Source organism: Psychrobacillus psychrotolerans (genome assembly GCF_900115805.1).
Taxonomy (GTDB): Bacteria; Bacillota; Bacilli; order Bacillales_A; family Planococcaceae; genus Psychrobacillus; species Psychrobacillus psychrotolerans.
In genome coordinates this window covers 92,052-110,266 of record NZ_FOXU01000001.1, presented here as the reverse complement: position 1 = coordinate 110,266, position 18,215 = coordinate 92,052, and the positions used below count along the sequence as shown (strand labels likewise).

The window sequence follows — 18,215 nt, the reverse complement described above, 5'->3', positions numbered from 1 at the left end:
AATTCATTGTTCCTTTTTCAGGAATCCAAATATTCTTCTTTTAAGATAGAATAATGTACACTATCTACTAGTTGCCCTTTGATCATTTGGTTTTTACGAAGGATACCCTCACATTTCATACCTAAACGATCCAATACTTTTCCAGAAGCACTATTCTTAACCTCATGTGCTGAAAATACACGCTCTAGCCCCATTACATTAAAAGCTAAACTTAGTATTAGTTTCCCCGCTTCTGTCATGTAGCCTTTACCCCAGTAATGCCTATTTAATGTAAAGCCTAGGTCTCCACTTTTGTTCCAATCATCCACCCTAAACTCGATAGCGCCTACCATTTTGTTGCTTTCTCTCAGTACAATAGCATATTTACCGATAGGCTCTTTCACAAAATAATTTGCAATTAAATTTTTAGTTTGCTCCAAATCTTTATGGTGTTCATAAATAAAACGTGTAGTTTCTTCATCAGATGTATATTCAAACATATCTTCAGCATCATTGAGCGTAATTGGACGTAATAAGAGACGTTCACTTTCCATCTGATTGTGCTTAACTAGTAATAGGTTTAAATTATTCATGTGCTCTCTCCACTTCATTTCTCTGTTTTTCTGCTGTTATTTCTACTGGCATTTTTAATTACTTACTTCCGATTAGTCCTCATAAAAGTGACTCCCTCGTTTTATAAAGTACGGATATAGTAATCAAAAGTTTCGTTATTGATAGGGACTTTTCACGTTACCTTTTCAGTTCCTAAATTTCTTTATCGCAGTTACTAAAATGGCAATAAGAAAAACAATAATACTGTTTACTATTAGATATTGACCTAGTTGGAAACCATAAAATATTGCAAAAGCATCACGAATAATAAATACTGCTAATGCCCCACCGATTGTCCCAAACAAAACTGCTAATAACAATATTATAAAGGCAGCAAAATATAGACTTTTCTTTTTTCTGTAATATATAAACCCAATAACATTTGCAATAATGATAAAAAAGTACATAAGTATTATAAGAAAGATATCCATAGAATGCCCCTTTGACAAACAAATTTTACCGATAAAAACTAGAAATCTCTAGGAGTAAAGCACTCGAAAGACAAAGAAACAGTTAATTAATCTATTAGATAGTACATCAGTACATTCAAAAATGATAGCAGTTTCTAAGGATACAATTTACTCTTTAAAATCAATTATGATGCCATTCTCACTTGTTATATGATCTTGAAATGCCTCTGCATTATAATATTCATCTAACTCGTGTAGAATCATATGCAAGTCATCTAAAATTGGATCTCCTTTTTCTACCTCATTGTCAATAGCTTGCTCAGCTAATTGAACAGCCATTTGAAATTCCTCTATTTTTTCTTCGCCAGGCACAATTTCATTTAAATAAAATAATATACTATCTAAATATCTCTTATAGGTAGAATAATCCATACGACCTGGTAGAAATATAGCATTATCTGTAATAAGTGCAGCTCTTAGGTGAGCGACATAGAGATTGTAGTTTGAGTCGGAATAATCATAATCCTCATGCGTATTAAGTTTCTCAGGATACCAAAAATAATCAAAGTATGCACCAACTTCTAATTCTTCTTTTTCCTTCTCGTCATCTTCAGTTGCTATAACCTCCGTTGGTTCTTCTCCATTTTGATTCAAAATTAATTCACTTTCTGTATTAGAATCAGCAGCATTTTCTTTTGTACCTTCTATATTATTAGAGACAAAATTAAATCCGAAGATTAATAGTCCAACCGAAAATGCTAATGTAAGACCGTTCGCAAAATAGCTGTTTTTCTTTTTGCGTTTCTTTTCTATTTCATCGATTTTTCCTAATACTCTTTTTTTATTTTCTTCTGTAAATGTAGTGTTTATTTTTTCTTCAAAATTAAATTCTTTTAAATGTTTATCCAAGAATGATACCCCCTTCATTTATTAATTCTCTTAATTTACTTCTTGATCGAGACAAACGTGATTGTAATGTCGGTTCCTTCTCGTTTAATATGAAGCTAATCTCTTTGATAGATAATTCTTTGAAGTAATAAAGAATAACGACTTCTCTATATTTAATAGGCAATTCCATTACTTTCTCAAAGAGTCCTTCCTTGATAGTGCTTTGTAGGTACTCTTCTGGTACTTCATTTAATTTTGAGGATATTGAATTCCTAGTAATTCTCTCGATTAATTTACTTTGACGTAAACGATGACCTCTCAAATGATCTTTACACTTATTCGCAGCAATTGAGTAAATCCAGCTTTTAAGTGATGATTTACCTTTATATGTACTTAGTTTCAAATATACAGTCACAAAGACTTCTTGCGTTACATCATCTGTATCCGCTTCATTATGTAAGTAGGTATAAACAAATTTTTTAACATCGTTACCGTATGTATTCATGATAATTTCTACAGCCTTAATCGGATTAGCCTTTAGCACATCTAGGCCATCTAGTCCGTAAGAATTGAAATGAATCGGTAATATTTCCTTACTATCCAACAAAATCTCCCCTTTCCATCTCTCTATATATAAGACGATAGTAATCATGAATATATTGCGTTTTTTCAATAATTAATTAAATTCAGGAAACTAAAATATATATTCGATTAAGCGGAAGGTTGGGGAAACGAATAACCAGAAATACTTTAAAATGTAAGGCTATGCTAAAGATGAAGGTTGATTTTAATATAAATAAAAAAATGAGCTGAGTATGTTCAAAAAGCTCATTTATTTGACTAAAGCACCCATTAGTTATATAAAAACTACATCCTGAGTTCTATAATTATAAATCGAAGAAATGGAAAGAACCTAATAAACAGACAAAAGCTATTATCCATAAAGTCAAATACGTAGGTTTTTTTAGTTCTCTATCTAATGTTGGTATGGATTGAATAGCTTTGACAACAACCCCTGAAAAAATAGCTACCATAAATGCTCCTAACAACGTAGTAATGTCGATTACATATTTATCAATTAGTCTAAACAGAATAACCGCAAACGCTACTGAAGCACCAGAAAGAAAATGCTTTAAATTCATTTGAATCCCCTTTTCTCATTACAATTTACTCTTATTAATCTTCTTAAATAATTCCCCTTACAATAACTGCTTCTACAACCTTCTAAAAATACCTGCTTATTCAATTAACCTGCCGCTTTAGTTCAATAAGAAAAAGACTTTACTCCTTCTTGAAGTAAAGCACCCGTTAGTTGTCTAATAACCCGTTCAGTTCAATGGTACAAACATTCAAAATAACATTAGAATTAGCAGTATATTTATATGTAAATTATCATCGAAATTAACATATCAATTAGCTTTATTTTTGACGCATAAAATGGCTAAGTTCTCCTTGAGTGAGAACTAAGCCATAACTATTTCGATATCCGAATCTTCCATTAACGCACCCGTTAGTTTAAGTACACCCCTTCACAATCAATTGAATTTAATCTCATTACTCGGATAAACATCTGCAAACCAATTTAAGGCACTATTATGATGATTTATTATTTGTTGTGCGGTTAACTCATTAGAATCCCAGGTACTATGTGTATCTTCAACTAAAGTCACCTTATATCCCATACTAAATGCCCTTCTACACGTTGTATCTACACAAAGTTCCGTTTGAATCCCAGTAATGTAAATATGTTCAATGCACTTTTTTTTCAACTCTTCATCTAAAGATGTATTAAAAAATGAATCTGGAGTTGCTTTTTGTATTATTATATCTTCATGTTCGGGGGCAATAACAGAATGAATTTTCCACCCCTCTGTTCCCAATTCTAATGGTTTTCCAGCAGGTGCATTATGCTGGATATAAAAAACTGGTGTCTTTGTTAATCGTGCTTCTTTTAATAAATCATTTACTTTTTTTAATAATCTATCACCATTAAAGACAATATTTCCTTCTTGAAACATTCCATTTTGAACATCAATAATAAGTAACGCTTTTTTTGTCATGTTCCTCCCCCTAATACAGAACATACGTTAAGGTTTTACTCCTTCTTGAAGTAAAGCACCCGTTACTTGAATAAGCAAGTTACAAATCGCAACTGTCATCCGTATTATTCCTCTTCTTTTTATCACCAAAATACTTCCAAAGATGGTATGTCGACCAGAATAAAACTATAAATATAAGCATTGAAAATGGTACAAAGTTAGTTTTTTCAAGAATATAATCAGGGGTAAAAACAGCGAACAAGACCAAGATAATTATAGCTGTAATCAAAAGTATCCAGTAACGTTTGTCTTTATAAGTGCTAAAACTCCACATACAATCCTCCCTGTACCAACATGTGATTTTCAAACTAAAGATATCCATTTATTATACAACACACTTAAACTAACCTGCCGCTTTAGTTCAATAAGAAAAAAAGCTCTACACCTTCTTGAAGTAAAGCACTCACCCTCGATCTTAAACAATTCATATACAGCTTCGCGGTCCGTAGGTGGTTCATCTATCCAATTTAGCAGGGTTCGAATAATAGATTCTTTATCCGGGAAGTGGTGGATAAAGACTTCAGATTGCTCGTGAAGTCGTGTCGACCAAATCTGAGAACGCACCATCACCATTGAATAGTATGTTCGAATGAGTTTGCGAGCGAAACCTTGTGAAAACTTTTTAAAATCTTCGTCAGAAGCTGTTTCTAACCTTTTTAACGTCCGAGTAAGAGCCTCACAAATATCACCATTGAAGCGAATGGCTATCTCGGATGTAAGTTTATACGGACCAAATCGGTCTCTTAAATCCTCTCCGTAGACACAAACACAGAGTTCTTTAAGAAAGGCATTTTCGTAATAATTTGAGGGGGAAACCGTATAGTCGTAATATGCAACAACTATTCCAACTTCACGAACCAGAGATCGATACTTTTGAGACAGTTCTCCAGCAAGTTTCTTTAAATTCGCTAACTTAACGGAACTCAGTTTGCCATCAAACATAGCAATGAGGTCTAAATCTGATTTTAAAACAACCGCTTCACCTCTGGCTACGCTGCCGTACAAATAAACACTGTGCAATTGATCTTGAAATGAATTTCTAAGACTTTCGACAGAATCTCGAATGCAAGGCACGTAATCATTATCAATATTATCTATGCTTACATCGCTTTCAATAAATCCAGTATGGTCTAGACCATACCCAGCTCTTAAAATCGCCGTATTAATCTCCTACCTTTCCTGCATTCCTCTAATTATATAACTATGATAATGTGGACAAACAATATCTTATTGAACTAACCTGCCGCGTTAATTTAATAAGAAAAGGCTACCGTTACAGGCAGCCTCTTGTTTAACTAAAGCACCCGTTAGTTGAAGAAGAAAGATTGAGTTGTAAATGAATTACAATAGAAACATCAACAACCAAGTTATACTAAATATGATATAAGTAGCTGAAATAGTCATCCAAAATGTATTTTTAGAGGTACCAGCATTACTATCACTACTAACTTTTTTGATTAATGCTACTAAATTTAAGCAAAATACTATTGCTAAAATTGGATTTAAAAAAAATCCTGCTTGAACTAATAATTCCATATTGTCACCCCTCATTTGTAAAAGGAAATACTCAAAAACTACACTAATATTGACAAATTCGTCATTCTTCAAATAATATCCTCTAATTGAACTAAACTGCCCCTTTAGTTGAATAAGAAAATGGCTTTACTCCTTCTTGAAGTAAAGCACCCGTTAGTGAAACAAAGGGTCTTATTTATTTTCTGTTTCTAATTCCGATATTAACTTACAGAGATAGCCAACGATGTAATCTCTTGGTGTACTTTCTTCAATATCATTATTTTCCACAAGGTCATCTATCCCATTATTTATAACTGCCCATAAAGGTGTATTTTCAAATTCTTTATATGGATGCAACATAGAAAAATTACCTCCTTAATCATAGGTTTACACTCAAATTTAATTTATAATATATTTTCTTTGTTCTGCTAAAGCACCACGTCGTTAGTTGAAGAAGATAATTACTAGTCATTAAGAATCCATACATTAAAATCCTCATTTTGTTCTTGTAAATACCATCCTGATTTATCATAATAATCATTTAAATAGGAATCAGTCGGACATAATGAAATGATAGGTAAATCATTTATCGTTTTTAACATCTTTTTTAATAACCCTTGACCGCGATAAATTTCGCTAATCGCAAATTGGTATAAAGATATTTTGTTTTGAGTTTTTTTTCGGTAAAACCGAAAAGCCCCTACCACTTGCCCTTCTACTGTTGCCACTACCATTTGCTTTCTTCTTATGGATGCTTTAATTCCAAGAGGACATAAAAATTCTTCAGAATAAACCGCACTGTTATTGCTGTCTAAATTTTCGTTGAAGAACGATAAAACTTCAAGTATATGAGTTGGATTTGCTAAGGCTATCTGCATATTTCTCCCCCCTTAACGCTTTTTAAGACAAAAGAGATTTATATATTTCCCCTATAATCCCTTCCAATTGATGAACACCCAATTCTGCATTCGTCATTATAACCGCACCTTTCTCTAAATAGGGAAACGCCACCATCATACATTGAAAACCCACTCCCCAACCAAGTGAGCTAATTTCTAGTTCTTTTTCAGAGCTTTCAAGAAACACACCTAATCCAGTCCAACTTTTACCTCTTTGTGGAGTTATCATTTCTTTTGCTAAACTTTCCGAAATGCCAACCTTGCTTTCTCCTTTTACAGCATTCATTAACTCAAGAACTAATTCAGCTAAATTCAAAGAAGTTGTCCATAATCCAGAAGCCGCTGGATAAGGATATATAGGATATTTCCCATCTACTATTTCCCCGTTTTTGTTGTGACCAGAAGAAAAATTTTGTCTATCCACTTCCAACATTGTTGTATTGAAATGGCTATTTGCCATTCCTAATGGTTCAAATATTTGCTCATTTATAACTTGATAAAAAGGTTTTTCAGTAACATCTTCTATCAATTGTTGAATGATACAAAAACCTGCATCCGAATAATGGAATTCACTTACTGGTTCACACTTGACGTCAATAGGAGTTTTACAATATAGAGTTTTTCCCTCTAATAATTCAACCATCGAAGGGACACCTATTTTTGAGTTCAGTTCAGGAAAACTACCTTCAGGGTCTTTAATTCCAGATTGATGACTTAGTAAGTTCCTCAATGTCACTTTTTTATTTTTAGTAAAATCATTTTCTGGTACTTTCCACGATTTAAGATTTTCATTCACATCATCATCTAAATCAAGAAGTCCTTCCTCTACTAGCTTCATTACAAGTATTCCTGTTAAGAACTTACTAATTGAACACGCACTAAAAATAGAACCTTCATTTGCTTTTCTACTGCTTTCCACTTCTAATAAGCCGTAATTATCTGTTCCACTAATTTCACCGCCCTCAAGCAATGTAATACTTAAACCTTGCACATTGTAATGTTTCATTCGTTCATGAATGTTAATGTTTTTTAATTTCACAATTATCCCCCTTGTTAGTATTATCAAATAAATTATAACACGAATGTATGTTCTTTATATTTGTTTATAAAATAAATTTTTCTTCAACTAAAATTCAAATTTATATAAAAAACCCGTAGACAATTTTCAATTTCTAGGTAAAAATAAACCTCGTATCTTGAGCATATATTTGCTCAGAATTCGAGGTTTTACCTGTTTATCGCTATTAATTTTAAAATTAAAGATTGATTATTCCGGAAAGCGAATCTTCAACTAAACTGCCGCGTTAGTTGAATATTCGACAACCGAAATTTATTTATCACGTTATATAATCATACTTTTATTTTTTAAAAATTCGAGTATACAAAAATTTAGGAATGTATTTATTGGAATGAAAAACATCAATACACCTAAACCTAAACTACTAAATAATCCTTCTGTCTGTTTATGAAATGTTTGAACGTCTAACTTGTAAAGTAGGATTGTTGCTATTGACAGAATAAGTGTATTTATACTAAATGCAACTAACCTTGCTTGCCATTTCTTGTTCTTCATTTTCAATAACCAAATAGAAGTTAGCATAGAAGCGAGTAAAGAAAACACTAAAATAATGATAAACACTATATTCAAAACCATCCCCCTAATTTAAGTAATTGCGTACGTTAAAAGGGTATTTAATTCAGTGAAAAACGCTATATATCAATGAAAAATGGACTGTTAATTATATGTCAATTAACAGCCCACTTATGTGTTTAATCTGAGTTTTGTACCACTCAACTGAACGGGTTAGTTTTCTAAGCACAGTCTCTTTTATTACACATTATCTGCGTGATATAATTTTATAGGTAAGTTCCTACATACAGAAAGGAAGGTTAGATGTCCAAAAATAATAATGTATATATACGACCTCTTATACTCTCAGATGCTGTCGAATTACTAAGTTTAGAAAAGAGAAATCAAGCATTTTTTGAAAACTATTCTATAAATCACCCAGAAAATTACTGGACTTTAGCAACTCAGAAAGAATTAATCGAAAAATGGGAACAAAATACAAAAAAAGAAATAGAATATAGGTTCGGAATTTTTAAAATTAATGATGATATTCTTATAGGTACTATTGGTTTGTTTCAAGTTCTCCGTGGACCTCGTGAAAGTGCACTTTTAGGCTATTCCTTAGACCAAGAACATAATGGCAAAGGTTATACTACGGAAGCTACTAATTTAGTTGTTAACTATGCTTTCGAAATTCTAAAATTACATCGAATTGAAGCTGGAGTTATGCCAGATAACATTGGTTCCATTCGAGTATTAGAAAAGGCTGGTTTCCATAAAGAAGGAATAGCTAAGAAAAATGTCAAGATTAATGGTTCTTGGGAAGATCATCAGATGCTAGCTATATTAAATCCGAATGACTAACCTTGTAATTCATTCTAATTATTAGACATTCTCTATCTCCACTCATTTAAATTATGAGTGGAAGTGTTATTATTTATTACGTGAAGTCCTGCTTCAACACAGAATGTGGAAGAAAATTACGTCCTACCATGGAAGCATGCTGCGTTACTTCAATAAGAAAAAAGGCTTCACTCCTTCTTGAAGTAAAGCATCCGCTAGTTTAAGTACATTTGAAACCGACAGTTATCCAAAATAATTATTAAACCACCAAACAACAAGAAATATACCCCCTACTCCCCAAGCAGTGGTACTCCTTATCCACCAAATTACGGATTTAGCTTTTGAGGAATTTTCCTCCTTGTCCATATTTGCTTTTATAAAAGCGACCTTACTTTCCATACCTTTTTTCATAGTAACGAGAACAACTAATCCGATTAGCATGAAACCAGTAGTTATCCAGAGTAATAAGTCCACCTTCTACCCCCCCTTTTTTTATGAATTACTTTCCTTTCAATCTTCTTTATTCAACTTTTTAGATAGAAGTTTCATTTTAAATTGAATATTGTGTATAAGTTAATAAATAGAAGAATAGAAGTCATTCAGTTGTCAGCCCCCATATCTAGCTCCTGATTTTTATTTTTTCAATTATCGATAAGTTCCTTCTTCAACTAAACTGCCGCATTAGTTTAAGTGAACACTTTCACAAGCCCATATTTATTTTAACATAAATTTCCAATGCGAATTTAAATAGGGAAACCTATTCTTCGCAGTCATTAACGATTATCAACTTCTTTCTTTAACAGAGCCAATAAAAATTATAAGGTAGAAAATATATTGAAGAACTAAACTTTGATCACTGATTATTATTTCTCTTTTTGTTACTTCTATTTCCAGCTAGAAGAGTTCCATTTACAATTTTTTAAAAAAATAAATGACGGTGTAAAGAAGATAATTGTAACGTTTACAGCGATTGCGGTATCAGATACAGTTAACAGATTATTTTTTATTAATAAAAAATACACCAGGTAGCTTTTTAAACTAATGAAGGGTATGTGGAGGTACCTGGTTTTTGAAAATAAATAATTAACAAAGTAATATAAGTAATCTGTTAGTTAAAACATATTATTATAAGTTCCAAACGACAAGTTTCGTTTCAGTCATTTCATGGATTGCATATTTTAATCCTTCTTTACCCGTTCCGCTATCTTTCACACCCCCATATGGCATTTGGTCTACACGGTAAGTTGGAATATCGTTAATCATGACGCCGCCTACTTCAAACTCTCTTGAAGCTTTGAATGCTGTTTGAATATCATTTGTGAAAATCCCTGCTTGTAGACCATAATTTGAATCATTTATTGCTGCAATTCCTTCTTCTACAGAAGAAATACTGTTCACAACTACAATTGGTGCAAAAACTTCCTGGCAAGATACCTTTAGAGTAGAGTGAACATTCGTTAAAATGGTTGGCATGAAGACTCCATTTTCAATATTACCACCTGTTACGATTTTAGCACCGTCCTCCACGGCTTCTTGTATCCACCTAAGTGCACGTTCTGATTCATTGGGATTAATCATTGCAGAAATATCCGTTGTTTCTGCAAGTGGGCTTCCAATGATTAACTGCTTAGTAGCATTTGTAAATTGTTGAATAAATTCATTGAATAATTCATCCATTACATAGGTGCGTTGTAATGAAATACAAACTTGACCTTGGTTTGAAAATGCACCAATAACACATTTCGGTACAATTTGGGATAAATCTACATTTTTGTCGATAATTAAACCGGCGTTCGATCCTAGTTCAAGAGCAACTTTTTTCAAGCCGGCTTTGTTGCGAATACCAATTCCAACAGCAGGGCTACCAGTGAATGTAATCATTTTTACTTTTTCACTTGTAACCAATGTATCACCAACGGTTTTACCACTACCTGTAATAACGTTAAATGCACCTTTAGGTAAAGCTGTTTGATCAATTAATTCAGCTAAAAACAATGCTGAAAGAGGCGTTTGTGATGCAGGCTTAAGAACGATTGTATTTCCGGCTGCAATTGCAGGTCCCACTTTATGTGCTACTAAGTTTTGCGGGAAGTTAAATGGTGTAATGGCACCAATAACACCAAGTGGTTGCTCGATTGTGTAACCGAAGCGATTTGCTCCATTTTTCGCAGCATCCATCGGAATTATTTCTCCAGTTAAACGTTTTGCTTCTTCTGCCGCGAATTTATAGGTTTCAATCGTTCGATCTATTTCACCTAAAGAGAACTTTATTGGCTTTGCTGATTCTAAGGAAATAATTTCAGCTGCTTTTAATCTATTTTCAAATAACAAACTGACTAGATTTTCTAATATATCAGCTTTTTCATATGCTGTAAGACTTGCCATTACTTCTCGATTATTATAAGCAGCATCAATAGCGGATTCTACATCTTCATTGGATGCTTGAGGAATCTCAGCAATTTTCTCTTCTGAATAAGGTGAATATAAATCTTTATATAGTAAAGATTCATGCCATTCACCATTAATATATAATTTTTTTTTCACTATATCTCACACCTCTTTTATATTCACCTACGAAATAATCGTATATTTACCGAATTAGCTTACTTTTATTAAATAAAACAGGTCTTTTTATGAGCTCTTTTGTTACTAAAATAACAACATAATTCCAATTATAAATATCATTGAATGAACAATCTGAAAGAATGACTTTTCTGGTATTTTAGTATGAACCCGTTTACCAACTAATGCTCCAATATAGATAAATGGAATATATAAAGCAACTAATAGGAAATTTTGTATTGTGAGTATACCCAAGAACATGTAAAAAATAATTTTTATTGTGTCCATTATGGCTAACATGACAACAATATTTGCGGTGAACGCATTTTTACTTAATGTTCTATCGTTCATGAAGAGCACTATCAATGGAAGCCCTCCGGAATTTGCAGTGGCTCCTACAAATCCAGATGCAAATGCTCCTAAATGATATATGATTCCCCTTTTATTATGTTGACCTGCCATATTTTCTTTCTCTTTGTCATCTTCTTTTACTTTCTTTCGTGATATAAAGAGCAAGATTCCCATAGTTATAGCGATAATCCCAATACTGGGCCTTAATATTTGATCATTTACATGAGATAGTATAAAACTACCCAGCAATGTACCTGTAAGTGCCATCGGTAATAACTTTTTTATTAAATTCCACTCTATCGATTTTCTATGAGTTCTTGCTCCAGTAAAATTACTAAACCAAAGAATTGGAGCTAGTAAGGTAACAGCAGTTGAGGAAGAAACAAATAATGTTAAGATAGGGTTTAATATTATTCCGGCTCCAAATCCAAAGCCTACTTTTGCAATTCCGCTAAGTATGGCAAATAGTATCATGACCCCCACTAAGATGTCCATTTTATATTTGCTCCTTTAGCTTGTTAGTTTACATTGATCGCACATATATGGTTTTCCATTCAGTATAAAACTTAATTGCATGGTTCCCTAATTCACGGAAGCCACCAATTCCAGTAGATTTTATTCCACCAAAAGGCATTTGTGTTTCACTATAAGTAGAAGGTAAGTTAATATGGACAAGGCCTGAATCAACTTCCTCCACATACTTCATAGCTGCAGATATATCTTTTGTATACAGTGTTGAGGATAATCCGTATTCTATATCATTTGCCTGTTTTAAACACTCATCAAAGTCTGAAAACTGAATTAACGCCAAAACAGGTCCGAATATTTCCTCCTTTGCAATAGTCATATTCTGTGTTACGTTATCGAATAATTTTGGACTAATAAAATAACCATTTTTCGCCCATTCTTCCTCTAGTTCATTACCACCATAAATTAGGGTTGCGCCTTCTAACTTAGCTTGATTGATATAAGACCAAATATTTTCAAATTGTCTTTTATCAACAACCGGACCAATAATGGTTGTTTCCTCAGTTGGCGGGCCTAACTTTACGGTATCTAAAACTTCCAACATCTTTTCCCGGAAAGTAGTGTATATCGAATTATGAACAAAAATTCTACTAGTAGCTGTACATCGTTGTCCCGCATCTAATAAGCCGCCTGTAACGATGTCCTTACATGCCTGTTCAATATCAGCATCTTCCATTATGATAAATGGGTTTTTCCCTCCCATTTCTGCCTGAAAACGAATTCCTCTTGTAGATAAAAGTTTATTAATAACTTTTCCCGTTTTATTAGACCCAGTAAAAGTAACAGCTTTAATGTTCTCATTTTCAGCGAAAATATCACCCACTAATGGACCTTCTGCCTGAACCATGGATACCAGGTTTTTAGGTAACCCAGCCTCTTCAAATATGGAGACAAGCTTTTGGGAGATTAGTAAGGATTGATTTGCAGGTTTCCAAACAACACTGTTGCCTGCTATTATTGCAGGAGCAATTTTCCAAACTGGAATTGCTAGTGGAACGTTCCAAGGAGTTATAACTCCAACTGTCCCTAGTGGTTGTTGCTTCGTATAAGCTAAGATTCCTTCTTGTCTAGAGGGAATTGTTTCTCCCGTCATACGGTAACCTTCTCCAGAAAAAAAACGTAATATCGAAACAGTTCGGTGGACTTCAGCAATTCCATCTCTTAAACATTTACCTACTTCAGTTGTCAGTAATTTACCCCATTCGTCAGCTCGCATCTCCAAGAGACCAGCAATTTTTAATAATGATTCTCCTCTTACTGGTGCTGGTATTTTCTTCCACTCTTTTTGAGCCTCAACTGCTGCTAATATTTTTTCTTCGACTTCTAGTTTTTCTATCATAGTAAACTCTGCTAAGATTTCTTCAGTTGCTGGATTTAATGAGAGATAGCTCTGCTTTTCCACTATATTATTCACTTTTCTTCCTCCAAGTATTATAGATAGTTTCTTTAAAGCATTGGACTGACCCATTTAGAAAATATAAGCGACCTTTATATTCTAAGAAGAATATCAAAGATCGCTTAATTAACCGTTTTCGCATTTATGTTTTAATATCTTGCCGTCACCATTTTCTTTCTAGTATAGAACTCCACTCCGTCCATACCATTCGCATGAAGATCACCGTAGAAAGAATCTTTCCATCCAGAGAATGGGAAGAATGCCATTGGCGCTGGTACTCCAATATTAACTCCAAGCATTCCAGCGTGGATGGTTTCACGAAACTTACGCACGCTTCTAGCATCGTTTGTATAAATGCAAGCCCCGTTTGCAAATCTAGAATTATTTGCAACTTCAATAGCCTCTTCTAGTGATTTCACACGTATTACGGATAAAACAGGTGCGAAAATCTCATCTTGCCAAATTTTCATTTCTTGTGTGACATTATCAAAGATAGTCGGCCCTAGAAAGTAACCATCACCATTTGCTGCCTTATCTTCTCTTCCATCACGAATTAAACTGGCTCCATCTCGAATACCTGATTCAATATAGTCCAACGTACGCTTCTTATGTTCATCACGTATCACCGGCCCTAGGAATACGGTTTCTTCCAGCCCATTTCCGATTATCATGTTCTTTGTTGCTTCTACTAATCTTTGAATTAGTGTATCTGCAACATCTTCCTGTACCGTTACAACAGAGGCAGCCATACAGCGTTCACCTGCAGATCCAAAGGCAGCATTAGTGATTTGCGTTACGGTATCTTCAAGATCGGCATCATTTAACACGATGGAGTGATTTTTTGCACCTGCTAATGCTTGAACACGCTTCAAATTTTCCGTTCCCTTTTTGTACACGTATTCTGCCACTGGTTGTGAGCCTACGAATGAGATTGCTTTGACGAGTTTATGCACAAGTAACCCATTTACTACATCATGTGCACCATGAACAATGTTCAAAACACCTTTTGGTAATCCTGCGTCATTAAATAACTCCGCAAGACGGTTGGCTAAAAGTGGAGTGCGCTCTGATGGTTTTAAGACAAATGTGTTGCCGCATGCAATTGCAAGTGGAAACATCCAACATGGAACCATCATTGGAAAATTAAACGGGGTAATGCCGGCCGCAACTCCGATTGGATAACGATACATACCAGATTCAATATTAGTTGCTATATCTGGAAGTTGTCTCCCCATCATTAATGTTGGTGCACCAGCTGCAAATTCTACACACTCGATTCCTCGTAATACTTCGCCATGGGCTTCTTTGAAATTTTTCCCGTTTTCAATGGTAATTAATTTAGCAAGTTCATCCCAGTTGTCTACTAACAATTGTTGATATTTAAATAGAATACGAGCGCGTTTTGGTACAGCGACTTGTGACCATGTTTGAAAGGCTTCGTTTGCCACTAGTACGGCTTTGTCTACATCTTCTTTTGTAGAAATAGGTACTTCTGCGACTATTTCACCTGTTGCAGGGTTATAAACAGGCTGTGTTTTAGTTGTAGAACTTTCTACCCAATCTCCCCCGATATAGTTAGATAATACTTTAGATTTTATTAACATACTAATTCCTCTCCTTTAGATAATATTATGAAAAAAAACCAATATTTAAATGAAAGATAGGTCTAGTATGCTGCTTGACTACCTACTGTTCCTTGTTTTGCCTTATTCATGGCCTCACGATAAGGCAAAGTTGGAGCTTGCCACTCATCTGTATACACATTAATTACACTTGGACGGTTTGCTGCAAGTTCACGTTTCAAGATTGGTCCTAAATCTTCTATGTTTCTCACATTTTCTCCAACAATTCCATAACTTTCAGCAATCGTTCCAAACTCGTAACTTCCTAACTCAACAGATAGATTATTTCTATCGAAATTAAGTTGTTGTGTCCATTTAGACCATGATAAAACTGCATTATTAAAAACTACATTGATAATTGGTAAATTCAGTTGTTTTAGAGTTGCTAGTTCACCAACATTGTAACTAAATGCACCATCACCACTAATAGCCACGATACGCGATCCTGGGCGAGCCATAGCTACTCCAAGAGCAAATGGCAGAGAAGAACCTAATCCCGCAGCCCCACGCGGAAGAATGATTTGACGACCTTGTCTTTTTAATTCTAGGAAACATCCCGCCCAGCCACTTGAAAAACCAGCATCACAAGTAACAAAATCATTTTCTCCCAATTGGTCCACTATAGCTTGAACAGCTGCTTGAGGCCAAATAGGATTATTTTTACTGGAGCACTCTTCGGTGCGAGTTTGTAACCACTTTTCTTTTTCTACTTTGACTACATTTAACCATTCAGTAGAAGTTTCGAAGTTTGAACCATTCAACTCCGCTAAGATTTGTTTTAGTACTTCGCGCGCATCTCCCCATAATGCAATATCTGCTGTAATCACTCGTCCAAATTCTGCTGGGTCAATATCGATGTGAATTAAATCCTGATCTACTCTTGGCCAAGTCCAACGATAAGAGCTGTTTTGAGAGTGCTTATACCCAATTGCAAGAATTACATCTGCTTGGTCAGCGACTATTTTGGCACATGGACTTCCTAACTCTCCTAGTACTCCAAGGCATAAGTCATTAGTTTCAGCTATACTTCCTTTACCAGTCAATGTCGTAACGACTGGAATCTTATAGTTATCTGATAGTTCGGAAATTTCATTATAAGCTTGAGAAAGTTGAACACCACCGCCTGCAAGAATAATAGGTCTCTTAGCAGATCTAAGGAGACGTACTGCTTTAGCGATTTCAGATTCAGGTGCAGAACATCTGAATTTAGGGTGATTACTAGTTCCAAATAACGGTTCCAATTTTGTTGTCGCTTGGAAAACATCTTGAGGTATCTGAACAACAACTGGGCCGGGACGGCCTGAAACTGCCGTATGAATAGCAGCACTTACTACTTTAGAAAGCATTTCTATACTTGGAACATTAAATGTTTCTTTAGTAAAAGGCTTTAACATTTCAAGTTGATTTCCACCTTGGCTAATACGTCCATATTGTTGCAATAGTACAGAATTTTGTGGGTGATCACTTACAATTACTAGAATAGGCACTGAACTATTAAAAGCTTCCATTAGTCCGGATGGGAATTTAGTAGCTCCTGGACCTACAGTAGCATCACAAACACCAATTCGATTTGTTACTCGCGAAAACGAATCTGCTGCGAAACCTGCTGTAGTTTCATCCCGAATTAGAATATGAGTGATATCTTCTTTACGTTGAGATAAGGCATCATAAAATGCATTTGCCTGGCCCCCAGGCATTCCAAAAACATGAGTTACTCCATGTCTAATAAGTGTATCAACTAGAACATATCCTCCGTGACGTTGCATAACTATTCCTCCTATTATTTCGTGTTATTTTGAACAAAAATCCATTTATTTTAAATTATTATTTATATAAAACGAACGAATTAGACATTTACTAGAAATAAGCTTATAGCTTAAATAGTACTTTTGTCTGTCCCTTATTTTTAAAAGCATCAAATGCCTCTTTCCATTGATCAAGGTTATAGAAATCTTGAATAAGAGGTGAAAAATCTACTTTTCCGCTTTGTAAAATACGGATTGAATTCTCCCAATCTAGTTTCGAGTGACCGATACCTCCAGTCACTTTAATTTCCTTATAAGCAATCTTCATAAAATCAACAGTTATAGGTGTGCTTCGAGTACCAATTTGAACATACTGACCTCCTCTTCTGCACAACTGCAACCCTTGATTTACACCTCCTGCAGTACCAGAGCATTCTAGAACAATGTTCGCCCCTTGACCGTCGGTTAAGGCAAGTAACTTAGAATCGCTGTTATCCAGATCAGAAACTAAAACCAAATCAGCTCCCATTTTTTGAGCTAACTTAAGTCTCTTTTGATCTTGTTCAAGACCGACTACAACAACTGTAGCACCATAAGCTTTACAAAGAAGGACTGCCATAAGTCCAATAGGACCAGGACCAATAACAAGGACTACATCTGAAGGCTTAATAGTAATCGGGTTCAAAGCATGAACCACTACCGTAAAAGGCTCTATTAATGCTGCGGATACCAAATCAATTTCCTTAGGTAGAACATGAATTTGGTCTTTATGAACTTTTACATACTCAGCAAAAACTCCATCATGATCAAAACCTATTCTTTTTTTCCATGTACATAGACTTTCTCTTCCCATAATACATAATTCACATTTCCCACAAGACGAGACGATAGTACGAGCAACAACATTCGTTCCAATAGCTAAATCTTCTACTCCAGCACCTACAGCCTCAACTTGACCACTAAATTCATGTCCTAGGACCAATGGTTGTTTATATGAAGGATAATCACCATCATAAATCTTCATATCCGTCCCACAAATTCCTGCAAAGTGTACTTTAATAATCACTTCATTAGGGCAAGGTTCCGGTTTTAAGACTTCATGTACCAACACATCTTCAGCCTCAAGACTTTGTTTAAGTAATGCTTTCACCAATAATTCCCCCAATATATTTCCGGTAAATACCAACACAACCAAT

At 34.5% G+C, this 18,215-nt stretch carries 20 protein-coding genes; 1 reads left to right on the top strand and 19 read right to left on the bottom strand.

Annotation, left to right across the window (positions count from 1 at the left end; genetic code table 11):
• Nucleotides 1-17: 17 nt before the first annotated feature.
• The 12 genes from BM260_RS00705 to BM260_RS00650 form a co-directional block, all read right to left on the bottom strand.
• A complete protein-coding gene (locus BM260_RS00705) occupies nucleotides 18-572 on the bottom strand; it encodes a GNAT family N-acetyltransferase (protein WP_093534022.1) in 555 nt (184 codons plus the stop codon).
• 165 nt (nucleotides 573-737) lie between these two features.
• Nucleotides 738-1,022: a 3-isopropylmalate dehydrogenase gene (locus BM260_RS00700; RefSeq protein ID WP_093534020.1), complete on the bottom strand. Its 285-nt coding sequence runs from the start codon at nucleotides 1,020-1,022 to the stop codon at nucleotides 738-740.
• A 147-nt stretch (nucleotides 1,023-1,169) separates the two neighbouring features.
• Nucleotides 1,170-1,910, bottom strand: a complete 741-nt coding sequence (locus tag BM260_RS00695; protein ID WP_093534018.1) for a hypothetical protein — start codon at nucleotides 1,908-1,910, stop codon at nucleotides 1,170-1,172.
• Nucleotides 1,903-2,562 (bottom strand): sigma-70 family RNA polymerase sigma factor, encoded by a 660-nt coding sequence (locus BM260_RS00690; protein WP_245762598.1) that lies wholly within the window; start codon nucleotides 2,560-2,562, stop codon nucleotides 1,903-1,905. Before BM260_RS00690 ends, BM260_RS00695 begins: the two co-directional genes overlap by 8 nt.
• A gap of 214 nt (nucleotides 2,563-2,776) precedes the next feature.
• The gene (locus BM260_RS00685; protein ID WP_093534014.1) at nucleotides 2,777-3,031 is read right to left on the bottom strand and encodes a hypothetical protein; all 255 of its coding nucleotides are present in this window, start codon (nucleotides 3,029-3,031) and stop codon (nucleotides 2,777-2,779) included.
• Between the two features lie 393 nt (nucleotides 3,032-3,424).
• Nucleotides 3,425-3,949 (bottom strand): cysteine hydrolase family protein, encoded by a 525-nt coding sequence (locus BM260_RS00680; RefSeq protein ID WP_093534012.1) that lies wholly within the window; start codon nucleotides 3,947-3,949, stop codon nucleotides 3,425-3,427.
• 342 nt (nucleotides 3,950-4,291) lie between these two features.
• Nucleotides 4,292-5,062 (bottom strand): nucleotidyltransferase domain-containing protein, encoded by a 771-nt coding sequence (locus tag BM260_RS00670; protein WP_245762597.1) that lies wholly within the window; start codon nucleotides 5,060-5,062, stop codon nucleotides 4,292-4,294.
• Nucleotides 5,063-5,329: 267 nt separating this feature from the next.
• A complete protein-coding gene (locus BM260_RS00665) occupies nucleotides 5,330-5,524 on the bottom strand; it encodes a hypothetical protein (protein WP_093536839.1) in 195 nt (64 codons plus the stop codon).
• Between the two features lie 171 nt (nucleotides 5,525-5,695).
• A complete protein-coding gene (locus BM260_RS18290) occupies nucleotides 5,696-5,863 on the bottom strand; it encodes a hypothetical protein (RefSeq protein WP_175496141.1) in 168 nt (55 codons plus the stop codon).
• A gap of 104 nt (nucleotides 5,864-5,967) precedes the next feature.
• The gene (locus BM260_RS00660) at nucleotides 5,968-6,381 is read right to left on the bottom strand and encodes a GNAT family N-acetyltransferase (RefSeq protein ID WP_093534008.1); all 414 of its coding nucleotides are present in this window, start codon (nucleotides 6,379-6,381) and stop codon (nucleotides 5,968-5,970) included.
• Between the two features lie 22 nt (nucleotides 6,382-6,403).
• Complete coding sequence (locus BM260_RS00655; protein WP_093534006.1) at nucleotides 6,404-7,441, bottom strand: serine hydrolase domain-containing protein; 1,038 nt, start codon at nucleotides 7,439-7,441, stop codon at nucleotides 6,404-6,406.
• A 303-nt stretch (nucleotides 7,442-7,744) separates the two neighbouring features.
• The gene (locus BM260_RS00650) at nucleotides 7,745-8,050 is read right to left on the bottom strand and encodes a hypothetical protein (protein ID WP_093534004.1); all 306 of its coding nucleotides are present in this window, start codon (nucleotides 8,048-8,050) and stop codon (nucleotides 7,745-7,747) included.
• Between the two features lie 246 nt (nucleotides 8,051-8,296).
• Here BM260_RS00650 and BM260_RS00645 point away from each other — a divergent pair, with 246 nt between their 5' ends.
• A complete protein-coding gene (locus BM260_RS00645) occupies nucleotides 8,297-8,836 on the top strand; it encodes a GNAT family N-acetyltransferase (protein ID WP_093534002.1) in 540 nt (179 codons plus the stop codon).
• Nucleotides 8,837-9,058: 222 nt separating this feature from the next.
• On the opposite strand, the gene BM260_RS00640 is transcribed toward BM260_RS00645, so the two are convergent.
• The 7 genes from BM260_RS00640 to BM260_RS00610 all read right to left on the bottom strand — a co-directional run bounded on the left by BM260_RS00640 (nucleotide 9,059) and on the right by BM260_RS00610 (nucleotide 18,184).
• Nucleotides 9,059-9,289, bottom strand: a complete 231-nt coding sequence (locus BM260_RS00640; protein ID WP_093534000.1) for a hypothetical protein — start codon at nucleotides 9,287-9,289, stop codon at nucleotides 9,059-9,061.
• 651 nt (nucleotides 9,290-9,940) lie between these two features.
• Nucleotides 9,941-11,359, bottom strand: a complete 1,419-nt coding sequence (locus tag BM260_RS00635) for an aldehyde dehydrogenase family protein (RefSeq protein ID WP_093533998.1) — start codon at nucleotides 11,357-11,359, stop codon at nucleotides 9,941-9,943.
• A 105-nt stretch (nucleotides 11,360-11,464) separates the two neighbouring features.
• Nucleotides 11,465-12,223 carry a sulfite exporter TauE/SafE family protein gene (locus BM260_RS00630; protein WP_093533996.1) on the bottom strand — a complete coding sequence of 253 codons (759 nt, stop codon included), beginning with the start codon at nucleotides 12,221-12,223 and terminating at the stop codon, nucleotides 11,465-11,467.
• Between the two features lie 28 nt (nucleotides 12,224-12,251).
• Nucleotides 12,252-13,670 carry an aldehyde dehydrogenase family protein gene (locus BM260_RS00625; RefSeq protein WP_175496140.1) on the bottom strand — a complete coding sequence of 473 codons (1,419 nt, stop codon included), beginning with the start codon at nucleotides 13,668-13,670 and terminating at the stop codon, nucleotides 12,252-12,254.
• A gap of 131 nt (nucleotides 13,671-13,801) precedes the next feature.
• Nucleotides 13,802-15,256 carry a CoA-acylating methylmalonate-semialdehyde dehydrogenase gene (locus tag BM260_RS00620; RefSeq protein ID WP_093533992.1) on the bottom strand — a complete coding sequence of 485 codons (1,455 nt, stop codon included), beginning with the start codon at nucleotides 15,254-15,256 and terminating at the stop codon, nucleotides 13,802-13,804.
• 62 nt (nucleotides 15,257-15,318) lie between these two features.
• The gene (locus BM260_RS00615) at nucleotides 15,319-17,040 is read right to left on the bottom strand and encodes a thiamine pyrophosphate-binding protein (RefSeq protein ID WP_093533990.1); all 1,722 of its coding nucleotides are present in this window, start codon (nucleotides 17,038-17,040) and stop codon (nucleotides 15,319-15,321) included.
• Nucleotides 17,041-17,143: 103 nt separating this feature from the next.
• Nucleotides 17,144-18,184, bottom strand: coding sequence for a zinc-dependent alcohol dehydrogenase (locus tag BM260_RS00610; RefSeq protein ID WP_217646091.1), 1,041 nt, complete (start codon nucleotides 18,182-18,184; stop codon nucleotides 17,144-17,146).
• Nucleotides 18,185-18,215 lie beyond the last annotated feature (31 nt).

Bases quoted from the DNA above. Each gene is read 5' to 3' on its own strand.
- BM260_RS00700 (WP_093534020.1), bottom strand. From the start codon at position 1,022: ATGGATATCTTTCTTATAATACTTATGTACTTTTTTATCATTATTGCA.
- BM260_RS00630 (WP_093533996.1), bottom strand. From the start codon at position 12,223: ATGGACATCTTAGTGGGGGTCATGATACTATTTGCCATACTTAGCGGA.
- BM260_RS00645 (WP_093534002.1), top strand. From the start codon at position 8,297: ATGTCCAAAAATAATAATGTATATATACGACCTCTTATACTCTCAGAT.
- BM260_RS00680 (WP_093534012.1), bottom strand. From the start codon at position 3,949: ATGACAAAAAAAGCGTTACTTATTATTGATGTTCAAAATGGAATGTTT.
- BM260_RS00705 (WP_093534022.1), bottom strand. From the start codon at position 572: ATGAATAATTTAAACCTATTACTAGTTAAGCACAATCAGATGGAAAGT.
- BM260_RS00615 (WP_093533990.1), bottom strand. From the start codon at position 17,040: ATGCAACGTCACGGAGGATATGTTCTAGTTGATACACTTATTAGACAT.
- BM260_RS00660 (WP_093534008.1), bottom strand. From the start codon at position 6,381: ATGCAGATAGCCTTAGCAAATCCAACTCATATACTTGAAGTTTTATCG.
- BM260_RS00665 (WP_093536839.1), bottom strand. From the start codon at position 5,524: ATGGAATTATTAGTTCAAGCAGGATTTTTTTTAAATCCAATTTTAGCA.
- BM260_RS00620 (WP_093533992.1), bottom strand. From the start codon at position 15,256: ATGTTAATAAAATCTAAAGTATTATCTAACTATATCGGGGGAGATTGG.
- BM260_RS00685 (WP_093534014.1), bottom strand. From the start codon at position 3,031: ATGAATTTAAAGCATTTTCTTTCTGGTGCTTCAGTAGCGTTTGCGGTT.
- BM260_RS18290 (WP_175496141.1), bottom strand. From the start codon at position 5,863: ATGTTGCATCCATATAAAGAATTTGAAAATACACCTTTATGGGCAGTT.